Genomic DNA, 11,704 nt, shown 5'->3' with positions numbered 1-11,704 from the left:
GTACGACGTATTTCCTTGTGCCGTAATTGTTTTGTTCATCGGCCCATCACATTGTGATAGACCCGCTCGAATGGTTGCGGATCGACGCTGAGGTCACCGCGGAACGGATAGTCCAGCGTGGCGATGAGGAAGATCATGGTGCCGAGGAATACGGCGAGCAGCCCGCCGAGCAGCAGATGCGCGAACCGGCTCGACACGCTGTACAGGCAGAGCAGGACGAGATTGATCACCCCGCCCGCCACGATCGCCCACCACAGCACCGGCGGTATCTGCTGGGTGGTCGCGCTGATGCGGTGGCGGCGGTCCTGATCGAACTGGGCGAACTGTTCGATCGTCGCGCGGTGCAGGATGCCCGCCGCCGTGGTCGGCGGATCGAAGGCGAGCAGATGCTCCTGGAATCGGGTGACGATGGCGGTGCCGCCGTTGGGCTCGTCACCGCGGCGCAGCGCGGGCCAGGCGACGGTGAGCACATTGTCGGTGTAATCGATCAGGTCCTGCCGCAGGACCTGGCGCTGTGGCTCGGGGTAGGCGGATACCTCTCGGTAGAGCGTGCCGAGCGAGGCCGCTTCGTCGGCGACGACCGATTCGGCTTCGGAGTACGACTCGTACCCGGCCACGGCGACCAGCCCGAGCAGCAGACCATAGAAGATGCCGCCGACGGTCAGCACCATGGTGATCAGCTCGTTCTGGCCTGGTTCCGGCCCGAATATTTTCAGCACCAACGGCCGGGCCAGCAGCACACCGACGCAGGTACCGGCCACGATGATACCGGTGATCACCAGGTAGCCGGCCCAGGTCGGCATTTCCAAGATCCACGAGAACATAGGGAACTCCCGGAACCGAGTCGGGACAGATCGGCACTTGCCAGCTGAAACGCGACACCGAGAATGCAGACTGGACGGTACTTCAATCTGTGACTACCGCTATCCGGATTGCTCGTTTTCGTACGTCTGCCAGGCGGTTCGATCGCCGCGATTACCACCGATCCAGGGAATCGTTTGCCGCCGTGCGCGATTCGCGGGCGCATCGGACAACGAGGTGGTCTCGGCTACACCGCGATGATGTTTCGGTGACGATCCCGTGCGGTATGCCCAAGGTATGAAAAAGCATGAAGGCCCGATCTTTTGGGATCGGGCCTTCATGTTTTGTGGGCGAAGGGGGACTTGAACCCCCACGTCCCGAAGGACACTGGCACCTGAAGCCAGCGCGTCTGCCATTCCGCCACTCGCCCGAGCGACTGGAAGACCGTATCACGGCGTTGGGCCGGATACGAAATCGGCCCGTGACGGGGACCGTCAAGGCTGCTGGCAACCCAGGGAACCTGGGGTACTCGCCAAGAGTTACAGGTGTGGACGATCGTGGATATCATGCAATGAACGTGCTCGATAGGCGACACGCCAGGCTGGCGTGTCGTTGTTACCAATCAGAAGAGACGCTCACCGAAGGGAGGCCGAGATGGGCATCGTTTCACGGTTCGAGCGTCGTCTTCAGGGCGCCGTCGGTGATGTATTCGCCAGGGTTTTCGGTGGCAACGTAGTTCCACAGGAAGTGGAGGCGGCGCTGCAACGCGAAGCCGCCGACCACGTCCAGGATCTCGGCGGCGGACATCTGCTCGCCCCCAACAGCTATGTGATCACCATCAACTCGTCCGACCAGCAGCAACTTGATGCCGACACCGACCTCACGACCCGCGCTTTCGCGAAACATTTGCAGGACTACATCCGAGATCAGGGATGGCAGACCTACGGCGAAGTACGCGTGGTATTCGAGGCATCCCCTACGCTGCACACCGGACAGTTCAGGGCGCGCGGTCGGGTCGACCCCGACGCAGGCCGCGGAGCTACACCAGCTCGCAGCCCGGAACCCCCGCGACAACAACCTGCAAACCCGCAACCAGGAGCTGGCCCCATGACGCAGAACTCAGGCTACGACCCGAGTCGTGAGCCCGCGGAGTCCGATCCACGCAACCGCGGGTACGCGCCGCCGCCCGCGGGACGCGGCGGTCCGCAGAACGGTGCGTACCGGGACGACTACGGCCGCGGCGGCGCGGAGTACGGCGGCTATCAGGCGCCCGATGCCCAACAGGGCTACGGCGACTACCAGAACGGTTACGACTACCAGCAGGGCGGCGCCCAGGGCGGCTACGGCCAGCAACCGGGTTACGACCAGCAGGGGTACGGCGCTCAGCAACCGGGCTACGGCGACCGCGGTGGCTACGGCCAGCAGGGCTACGCCGACCCCGGCTACGGCCAGCAGCAGGGCTACCAGGATCCGGCATACGGCGCCCAGCAGGGGTACGCCGAGCCCGGTTACGGCCAGCAGGGCTACGGCCAGCAAGGCTACGGCGACCAGGGCTACGCCGATCAGGGGTATGGCCAGCAACAGGGTTACGCCCAGCCGGGTTACGGCCAGCAGGGCCAACAGGCTTATGCCGAACCGGGTTACGGCGAGCAGACCTACGCCGAGCCGGGCGCCTACGGTCAGGACGATCAGGGCGGGTATGGCCAGGCCTACTCGCAACAGCCTGGCTACGGCGCTCAGCCGGGTTACGGCGCACAGGGTTACGCGCCCGCTCCGCAGACCGGTTCCGGCTATTCGGCGACCCTGCAGCTCGATGACGGCAGCGGCCGCACTTATCAGCTACGGGAAGGCAGCAACATCATCGGCCGCGGCCAGGACGCGCACTTCCGGCTGCCCGATACCGGCGTCTCCCGCAGGCATATCGAAGTCCGCTGGGACGGCCAGACCGCGATGCTCTCGGATCTCGGATCCACCAACGGCACGCTGGTCAACGGTTCGCCCGTGCAGGATTGGCAGCTCGCCGACGGGGATGTCATCCGCGCCGGTCATTCCGAGATCCTGATCCGTATCGTCTGATCCCGTAAGCTCGCGGTGCAGGTCACGACATGGCGTACAGGCATTCTGCGGTCGTATCGTGATCGGAATCGACTGTCGGCCCTATGATGCTGCCAACACACGCGCGGCGCCGGACCCGGGGCCGGCAAGAGCAGCAGGCCGGTGGGGGCGAACCAGCTCCTACGGCACCGACGTACACGGTCGAACAGGAGGTGGAGCACCGTGCAGGGACTGATCCTGCAACTGACCCGTGCGGGGTTCCTGCTGCTGTTGTGGCTTTTCGTGTGGGCGGTGCTGCGGACCTTGCGCAGCGACATCTACGCGGCATCCGGCATTCGGATACAGCCCAGGGCCGCACGCGGTTCCGCGGTGCTGCCTTCCTTCAGCCGAGGCCAGAAGGGCGCCAAATATCTTGTGGTGACTCAAGGTTCACTCGCCGGCACCCGCATCACCCTCGGCACCCAACCGGTGCTGATCGGCCGTGCGGACGATTCAACGCTGGTGCTCACCGATGACTACGCCTCCACCAGGCACGCACGGCTTTCCCCGCGCGGCGACGACTGGTACGTCGAAGACCTCGGCTCGACGAACGGCACCTACCTCGACCGAGCGAAAGTCACCACCGCGGTGCGGGTTCCGCTCGGCACCCCTGTCCGTGTCGGCAAAACAGTGATCGAGCTGCGATCGTGACTCTTGTTCTCCGCTACGCAGCGCGCAGCGACCGCGGTCTCGTCCGAGGCAACAACGAAGATTCCGTCTACGCAGGCGCACGGCTGCTCGCGCTCGCCGACGGCATGGGTGGCCATGCCGCGGGCGAGGTCGCCTCGCAGCTGATGATCGCCGCGCTCGCCCATCTCGACGACGATGAACCGGGCGACGATCTGCTCGGCAAGCTCGACGCGGCGACCCGAGAGGGCAACGCGGCCATCGCCGATCAGGTCGAGGAGGAGCCCGAGCTCGACGGCATGGGCACCACACTCACCGCAATCCTGTTCGCCGGCAAGAAACTCGGGCTCGTGCACATCGGCGATTCGCGCGCCTACCTGCTGCGCAGCGCCGAACTCGCGCAGATCACCCGCGACGACACCTTCGTCCAATCGCTGGTCGACGAGGGCAGGATCACCCCCGAGCAGGCGCACACCCATCCACAGCGATCGCTGATCATGCGCGCGCTCACCGGCAACGAGATCGAGCCGACGCTGATCATGCGCGAAGCACGCGCGGGTGATCGCTATCTCCTGTGCTCCGACGGCCTTTCCGATGTGGTGAGCGATGAGACCATCGCCAACACCATGCGCGAGGGCAGCACCGACGAATGCGCCGACCGGCTCATCGAACTCGCGCTACGCAGCGGCGGTCCGGACAACGTCACGGTCGTCGTCGCCGATGTGATCGACCTGGACTACGGACAGAGCCATCCGATCGTGGCGGGCGCGGCTTCCGGTGTGGAAGAAGACAATCCGCCGCCGAACACCGCGGCGGGCCGTGCGGCCTCGTTACGCCCGCCGCGCGCGGCGCCACGGCGGGCCGCCGCCGAACCGGAACCACCACAAAAGGGCAAATCGCACAAACTGCGGTGGATCCTGCTCGCGGTCGCGCTGGTGCTCGCGGTCGGTGTCGGACTTCTGGTCGGGTACAAGACGATTCGCGGCTACTACTACGTCGGCGCGGACAACGGCCAGGTGGTGATCCTGCGCGGGCTACCGGGCTCGGTGCTCGGCTATTCGATCCACGAGGTGGACATCGTCGGCTGCGTCAGCCGCAGCGGCGAGATCACCAATGTGGAGCCCGGCAAGAACATGCCGTCGAACTGCAAGGCGCTCAAGGTCTCCGATCTGCGCCCGTCCGGCCGCGACCAGGTCGACAAGGGTCTGCCGCCCGGGTCGCTGGAAAAGGCCAAGGATCAACTTCGCCTGCTCGCCCAGCAGGAACTGCTGCCGCCGTGCCCGGCCAAGGAAGCGGCGACGCCGCAGCCTGGCATCGCACCACCGCCGCAGCCAGGCATCCAGCCGCCACCTGCCTCGGGTACCGTGCCGCCGCCCGCCGAGCCGAGCGGTGCCGCCGCGCCGACAACCACCGGCGCCCCCACGGCTCCCGGTGATCTCCGTACGCCCGCGCCGCAGGCGCCTGTGTCCCAGGCACCCTTGACCGCAACGCCCATCCCCCAGAACGCGGGGGAGAACTGCCGGGTGACGGACTGATGTCCGCACCGGCACCGCCGTCCGCTGGGGCCTTTCCCAGCCCGCCGGGCGGATTCGCTCCCGCGCCGCCGCCGTCGACCAGACGCAACGCCGAGTTGCTCCTGCTCGCCGCGGCGGCATTGGTGACCACCGTTTCCCTGTTTCTGGTCGAGGCCAGTCAGGAACAGTCGATCACCTGGGAGATCGCCAAATACGGCGTGGCCTACCTCTGCCTGTACGGCATCGCCCACCTGGCCGTGCGCCGGTTCGCGCCGTTCGCCGATCCGCTGTTGCTGCCGGTGGTCGCGCTGCTCAACGGCCTCGGCCTGGTGCTGATCCACCGGCTCGACCTGGCCGACGAACAGCGCGCCATCTACAACTCGTGGACCATCCCCTCCCCCGACGCGAACCAGCAGGTGTGGTGGACGGGTCTGGGCATGGTCGTGTTCATCGTGGTGCTGATCGCGCTGCGCGACTACCGGACGCTGGCCCGCTACAGCTACACCCTCGGCCTGGTCGGCCTGGTCGCGCTGGCGATCCCGGCCATCCTGCCCAGCAGGTTCTCCGAGATCAACGGCGCCAAGATCTGGATCAGGGTGCCCGGATTCAGCGTGCAGCCCGGCGAATTCGCCAAGATCCTGCTGATCATCTTCTTCGCCTCGGTGCTGGTGGCCAAGCGCGATCTGTTCACCGCGGCCGGGCGCCATTTCCTCGGTATGGAGTTCCCGCGCGCCCGTGACCTCGGGCCGATCCTCGCGGTGTGGCTGGTCTGCATCCTGGTGCTCGTCATCGAAAAGGATCTCGGCACTTCGCTGTTGATCTTCGGCACCGTGCTGGTGATGCTCTACATCGCCACCGAGCGGGTCGGCTGGCTGATCATCGGCAGCGGCCTGCTCGCGCTCGGCTTCGTCTTCGCCTATCAGCTGTTCGGCCACGTGCGGGTGCGCGTGGAAACCTGGCTGCATCCGTTCGACGACTACAACAACACCGGCTACCAGATCTCGCAGTCGCTGTTCGGCCTCGCCACCGGCGGCCTCGCGGGCACCGGGCTCGGCAGCGGCAGGCCCAACCAGGTGCCGTTCGCCAAGACCGACTTCATCATCGCCACCATCGGCGAGGAACTCGGCCTCATCGGGCTCGCCGCGGTGCTCGTCCTGTTCCTGGTGTTCGTGGTGCGCGGCCTGCGCACCGCGCTCGCCGTCCGCGACAGCTTCGGCAAGTTGCTCGCCGCCGGCCTGTCGTTCACCATCGCGATCCAGTTGTTCGTCGTCGTCGGCGGCGTCACCAAGCTCATTCCGCTGACCGGTCTCACCACACCGTTCATGTCCTACGGCGGCTCGTCGCTGCTGGCCAACTACGCGCTGCTCGGGGTGTTGATCAAGATCTCCGACGCCGCCCGCGCCCCCGCGCCGGTACGCAAGAAGGAACCACCGGCTCCGCTGGAGGTCGCGACCACCGAGCTGCTGCGCCGACCGGAAGCGAGGCCGCAGGAATGAACACTCCGCTACGCCGGGTCGCGGTGGCGGTAATGGTGATGATCGTCGCGCTGCTGGTCAACGCCACCTATGTCCAGGTGATCAAGGCCGACGCACTGCGCAACGACCCACGCAACTCCCGCGTGCTGCTCGACGAGTACTCCCGCCAGCGCGGGCAGATCTCCGCGGGCGGCACCGTGCTCGCGCGGTCCATCGCCACCGACGATCGCTACAAGTACCTGCGCAACTACCCCACCGATCCCGAGGCGTACGCACCCGTCACCGGCTTCTACTCGATCCAGTACAGCAAGACCGGACTCGAGCGCGCCGACGATTCGGTGCTCAACGGCTCGGATTCGCAGCTGTTCGGCAACCGCCTGCTGGATCTGGTCGCCGGGCGCGACCCGCGCGGCGGGAACGTGCTCACCACGATCAATCCGGTGATGCAGAAGGTCGCCTACGACCAGCTGACCAGCAAGGGCTACACCGGTTCGGTGGTGGCGATCGAGCCGAGCACGGGCAAGATCCTGACCATGGTCTCCACGCCGAGCTTCGACCCGAACCAGCTGTCGGGGCACGACGGCGCGGCGGGCACCAAGGCGTGGGAGACGCTGAACGCCGATCCGCGCAAGCCGATGCTCAATCGCGCTGTCTCGCAGACCTATCCGCCCGGCTCGACGTTCAAGGTCGTGGTCACCGCGGCCGCGCTGGCCAACGGCACCGCGACACCGGATGACCAGTTCACCGCGGCGCCCAACATCACCCTGCCGGGCACGACGACCACGCTGGAGAACTACAACGGCTCCACCTGCGGCGGCGGCCAGACCGCGTCGCTGCGTGACGCGTTCCGGTTGTCCTGCAACACCGCCTTCGCCGAACTCGGCGTCCGGATCGGCGCGGCCAATTTGAAGGACGAGGCCGCCGCCTTCGGCGTCGGCCCGCACAAGGGCGTGCCGATTCCGGTCGCCGAGAGCACCGTCGGGCCCATCACCGACAACGCCGCGCTGGCGCAGAGCAGCATCGGTCAGCGCGACGTCGCGCTGACCCCGCTGGACAACGCGGTGATCGCCGCGACCGTCGCCAACGGCGGCGTCCGGATGGAGCCATACCTGATAGACCAGTTGCAGGGACCCGATCTGAGCGAGTTGTCCAAGACCAAACCCGTCTCGGTCGGCCAGGCCGTCAGCGCCCAGGTAGCGTCGACGCTGACCAATCTGATGATCGCCTCGGAACAGAACACTGTCGGAGGCAACCAGTCCCGCTATCAGATCGCATCCAAGACCGGTACCGCCGAACATGGCACCGACCCACGCAACACACCGCCGCACGCCTGGTACATCGCGTTCGCACCCGCACAGAATCCGAAGATCGCCATCGCGGTGATCGTGGAGAACGGCGGCGACCGGGCGCTGGCGGCCACCGGCGGTTCGGTGGCTGCGCCGGTGGCCCGCGCGGTGCTCGACGCCGGCTTGCGAGGGGGCTGACCTACATGAACGTGCGAGAGAAGGTTCGGGGCCCTCGATGCTGAACAACGGCGCCATGATCGCCGACCGCTACCGCCTGCAGCGACTCATCGCGACCGGCGGCATGGGGCAGGTGTGGGAGGCGCTCGATACCCGGCTGGACCGCCGCGTCGCGGTCAAGGTGCTGAAGGCCGAGTTCTCGACCGACCCCACCTTCCGGCAGCGATTCCGCACCGAGGCCAAGACCACCGCCCAGCTCAACCACATGGGCATCGCCGGGATATACGACTACGGCGAGACGGTCGACCCGCACGGCGGCGAAACCGCTTATCTGGTCATGGAATTGGTCCACGGCGAACCGCTCAACACGGTGCTGAACCGGCTCGGCAGGCTGTCGGTCGCCCAGGGGCTCGACATGCTCGAGCAGACCGCGCGTGCGCTGGAGGTGGCGCATGCCGCAGGCGTCGTGCACCGCGATGTGAAGCCGGGCAACATCCTGGTGACGCCGACCGGTCAGGTGAAGATCACCGACTTCGGCATCGCCAAGGCCGTCGACGCGTCACCGGTGACCAAGACCGGCATGGTGATGGGCACCGCCCAGTACATCGCGCCGGAACAGGCCGTCGGCGAGGATGCCACCGCGGCGAGCGACGTCTACTCGCTCGGCGTCGTCGGCTACGAGGCGCTGGCCGGGCAGCGGCCGTTCAGCGGCGACGGCGCGATCACCGTCGCGATGAAGCATGTGCGCGATGCACCGCCGCCGATGCCCGCCGATCTGCCGCCGAACGTGCGCGAGCTGATCGAGATCACCATGGGCAAGGATCCGGCGCAGCGCTACGCCAGCGGCGGTGAATTCGCCGATGCCGTCGCCGCGGTCCGGGCCGGGCGCAGGCCGCCGCAGCCCCTCGGCGCGAACCCGGCCGCACCGCCGATGACCGATGCCACCCGGGTGCTACCGCCCGGTCCGACGGTCGCGATCCCGTCCACCTCGCACGACTACGACGGCGCGACGGTGCGCTACCCCACTCCGGCGGGTCTCGGCGCCACGGCCGTCGGCGCGGGCGCGGCCTCGGCCTCCGGTGCGCCCGCGACCGTGATGAATCCGGGGACGATATCGCCGGGCGCCAAGCCGAAGGGGCTCACCCCGACCCAGAAGGCGCTCGCCGCCTTCGCCGCGCTGGCGGTGGTGGTCGGCGGCCTCGGCGGCTGGTTGCTGTTCAGTGGCGACAACGACCCGAACAAGAACGTGCCGCCGCCGACGCCGTCGACGATCGCGCCGATCACGAGGCCGGTGCCACCGCCGGTCACCACACCACCCCCGACGACGCAGCCGCAGACCACCAGGCCGCAGCCGCAGACCACCACCGAAGAACCGACGACAACGCAAGCACCGCCCACGACGACGGAGCCACCGACGACCACCCCGCCGCCGACCACGACCGCGCCGAGCACCACCAAACCGTCGACCACGGCGCCGACTACCACCACCGGCCGTGGCCGAGTTCCCACCTTCGAATTACCATTCCCCGGGGCCCGCGGCCCAGTGGTCTCCCCGAGTTGGCCCGCTACGTATCCGCAAGGACAGCCATGACGACCCCGAAGAACCTCTCGTCTCGCTACGAGCTGGGTGAAATCATCGGGTTCGGCGGTATGTCCGAGGTGCACAAGGCCCGCGATCTGCGGCTGAGCCGCGATGTGGCGATCAAGGTGCTGCGCGCCGACCTCGCCCGCGACCCAACCTTCTACCTGCGCTTCAAACGCGAAGCGCAGAACGCGGCGGCACTGAACCATCCGGCGATCGTCGCGGTCTACGACACCGGTGAGGCCGAGGTGGACGGCGGCCCGCTGCCGTACATCGTGATGGAGTACGTCGACGGCGATACGCTGCGCGATGTGGTGCGCGGCAAGGGTCCGCTGCCGCCGCGCCGGGCGATGGAGGTCATCGCCGACGTCTGCGCCGCACTGGATTTCAGCCACAAGAACGGCATCGTGCACCGCGACATGAAGCCGGCCAACATCATGATCAACCGGGCCAACGCGGTGAAGGTGATGGACTTCGGCATCGCCCGCGCCATCGCCGACAGCTCCAACCCGATGACCCAGACCGCGGCCGTCATCGGTACGGCGCAATACCTTTCGCCGGAGCAGGCGCGCGGCGAGACCGTCGACGCCCGCTCCGACGTGTACTCCGTCGGCTGCGTGCTGTTCGAAATCCTCACCGGCGAACCGCCTTTCACCGGTGACTCGCCGGTCGCGGTGGCCTACCAGCATGTCCGTGAGGATCCGCGCCTGCCCTCGCACGTGCACCCCGGGGTGCCGCGCGAACTCGATTCCGTCGTGCTCAAGGCGATGAGCAAGAACCCGGCCAACCGGTACCAGACCGCGGCCGAGATGCGCGCCGACCTGATCCGGGTGCTCGGCGGGCAGAAGCCGAGCGCGCCGATGGTGATGACCGAGGAGGATCGCACCACCATCCTCGGCGCCAACGAGCCGCCGCCGCGCACCTTCCGCACGGTCGAGCGCCACGACGACACCGCCGAACAGGAACCCGCCGAACAGCCGAACCCGCGCCGCACCGTCTACCTCGCGGTCGGCGCCGCCGCCGCGGTCATCGTCGCGTTCGCGCTGTTCTGGGTGCTCATCGGTCCGGGAAGTAAGCCGGATCAGGTTGCGGTGCCCGATCTTTCGAACAAATCACAACAGCAGGCGACCGACGCGCTGCAGAAGCTCGGCTTCACCGTATCCGTCGTGCCGAAGGCCGACAGCAAGGTGGCCACCGGCAACGTCATCGCGACCCAGCCGCTCGGCGGTTCGCGCATCGACAAGGGCAGCACCATCACCGTGCAGGTCTCCACCGGTCCGGCGCAGGTGCAGGTGCCGAAGCTGGACGGGCTGAGCCAGCAGCAGGCCGAGCAGGTGCTGAACTCCAACGGCCTGCGGATGGACCCGAACGTGGTGCGCAAGCCGTCCAGCGCACAGGAACTCGACAAGGTGATCGCCACCGATCCGGCGGCGGGCTCGCGGGTCGACGTGGACCGGGCCATCGTCGTCATCCTCGGCGCCGGTCCGGAACAGATCCGGGTGCCGAACGTGATCGGCCAGGACATCTCCGTCGCCCAGCCGAATCTGGTGGAGAGCGCCGGATTCAAGATCGACGTCAAGTACGTGCCGTCGTCCAAGCCGAAGGGCGAGGTCATCGCGACCAACCCGGCGGGCGGCACCACTGCGGACAAGGGTTCCGTGGTCACCGTCCAGGTCTCCGACGGCGATCAGATCAGCATGCCGTCGCTGATCGGCCTGACCCCGGCACAAGCGGTAGAACGCCTGCGCCAGGCAGGCTGGACCGGCAGCACCGGCCAGATCAGCCAGACCACACAGGGCACCTTCGACGCGGGCAATGTCGGCCGGATCCTCAGCCAGCAACCCGCCGCCGGTTCCTCGATCGCGAAGAATGGGACGGTCACCATCAGCACTGGTGTCCTCGGCCCGCCGTAGGCGACTCGCTGGCGGACATCCGATTCCGTCGGGAGGGAACGATGTTCAACCCAGTTCTGGTTGCAGCCATTGCCGTGTCGGGATGTGCAGTCTGGGCGACGGGTACAGCCTCGGCAGAATCAGGGACGTCGGGGCCCCGCTCCTACACCGTAGTTGTGGTCTTCTCCGAAAAATAGACCGATCGGCACGATAGGCGGGAGAATGGGGCTGCTTCATCCCAACCAGCATCGCTGAG

The 11,704-nt window shown here is 67.3% G+C and carries 8 protein-coding genes and 1 tRNA gene; 7 read left to right on the top strand and 2 right to left on the bottom strand.

Annotated features, from left to right (window positions below; genetic code table 11):
* Nucleotides 1-35: 35 nt before the first annotated feature.
* On the bottom strand, nt 36-803 hold the full coding sequence (locus tag ACIG5A_RS24415) for a hypothetical protein (RefSeq protein WP_397243693.1): 768 nt from the start codon (nt 801-803) through the stop codon (nt 36-38).
* 345 nt (nt 804-1,148) lie between these two features.
* Nucleotides 1,149-1,231: transfer RNA gene (locus ACIG5A_RS24410), tRNA-Leu, on the bottom strand.
* Nucleotides 1,232-1,455: 224 nt separating this feature from the next.
* Here ACIG5A_RS24410 and ACIG5A_RS24405 point away from each other — a divergent pair.
* From ACIG5A_RS24405 to pknB, 7 genes are all read left to right on the top strand, one after another.
* Nucleotides 1,456-2,877 carry an FhaA domain-containing protein gene (locus ACIG5A_RS24405; protein ID WP_397243691.1) on the top strand — a complete coding sequence of 474 codons (1,422 nt, stop codon included), beginning with the start codon at nt 1,456-1,458 and terminating at the stop codon, nt 2,875-2,877.
* A gap of 201 nt (nt 2,878-3,078) precedes the next feature.
* Nucleotides 3,079-3,546: an FHA domain-containing protein gene (locus tag ACIG5A_RS24400; protein WP_167471289.1), complete on the top strand. Its 468-nt coding sequence runs from the start codon at nt 3,079-3,081 to the stop codon at nt 3,544-3,546.
* Entirely contained in the window at nt 3,543-5,057 is a 1,515-nt protein-coding gene (locus tag ACIG5A_RS24395) for a protein phosphatase 2C domain-containing protein (RefSeq protein ID WP_397243688.1), read from the top strand. The genes ACIG5A_RS24400 and ACIG5A_RS24395 overlap by 4 nt, the downstream gene beginning before the upstream one ends.
* A complete protein-coding gene (locus ACIG5A_RS24390; RefSeq protein WP_397243686.1) occupies nt 5,057-6,532 on the top strand; it encodes an FtsW/RodA/SpoVE family cell cycle protein in 1,476 nt (491 codons plus the stop codon). The genes ACIG5A_RS24395 and ACIG5A_RS24390 overlap by 1 nt, the downstream gene beginning before the upstream one ends.
* Nucleotides 6,529-7,995, top strand: a complete 1,467-nt coding sequence (locus ACIG5A_RS24385; protein WP_397243684.1) for a peptidoglycan D,D-transpeptidase FtsI family protein — start codon at nt 6,529-6,531, stop codon at nt 7,993-7,995. Before ACIG5A_RS24390 ends, ACIG5A_RS24385 begins: the two co-directional genes overlap by 4 nt.
* 37 nt (nt 7,996-8,032) lie before the next feature.
* A complete protein-coding gene (locus tag ACIG5A_RS24380; RefSeq protein WP_397243682.1) occupies nt 8,033-9,565 on the top strand; it encodes a protein kinase in 1,533 nt (510 codons plus the stop codon).
* Nucleotides 9,562-11,469, top strand: coding sequence for a Stk1 family PASTA domain-containing Ser/Thr kinase (pknB, locus tag ACIG5A_RS24375; protein WP_397243680.1), 1,908 nt, complete (start codon nt 9,562-9,564; stop codon nt 11,467-11,469). Before ACIG5A_RS24380 ends, pknB begins: the two co-directional genes overlap by 4 nt.
* Nucleotides 11,470-11,704 lie beyond the last annotated feature (235 nt).

The sequence above is a fragment of the Nocardia sp. NPDC052566 genome (assembly GCF_044547285.1).
Classification (GTDB): Bacteria; Actinomycetota; Actinomycetes; order Mycobacteriales; family Mycobacteriaceae; genus Nocardia.
Note: the sequence above shows the minus strand (reverse complement) of the source record. Positions and strands in the feature narration are given on the sequence as shown.

Excerpts from the sequence above, each read along its gene's own strand:
- ACIG5A_RS24380 (WP_397243682.1), top strand. The coding sequence starts at position 8,033 with ATGCTGAACAACGGCGCCATGATCGCCGACCGCTACCGCCTGCAGCGA.
- ACIG5A_RS24390 (WP_397243686.1), top strand. The coding sequence starts at position 5,057 with ATGTCCGCACCGGCACCGCCGTCCGCTGGGGCCTTTCCCAGCCCGCCG.
- ACIG5A_RS24405 (WP_397243691.1), top strand. The coding sequence starts at position 1,456 with ATGGGCATCGTTTCACGGTTCGAGCGTCGTCTTCAGGGCGCCGTCGGT.
- ACIG5A_RS24415 (WP_397243693.1), bottom strand. The coding sequence starts at position 803 with ATGCCGACCTGGGCCGGCTACCTGGTGATCACCGGTATCATCGTGGCC.
- ACIG5A_RS24385 (WP_397243684.1), top strand. The coding sequence starts at position 6,529 with ATGAACACTCCGCTACGCCGGGTCGCGGTGGCGGTAATGGTGATGATC.
- pknB (WP_397243680.1), top strand. The coding sequence starts at position 9,562 with ATGACGACCCCGAAGAACCTCTCGTCTCGCTACGAGCTGGGTGAAATC.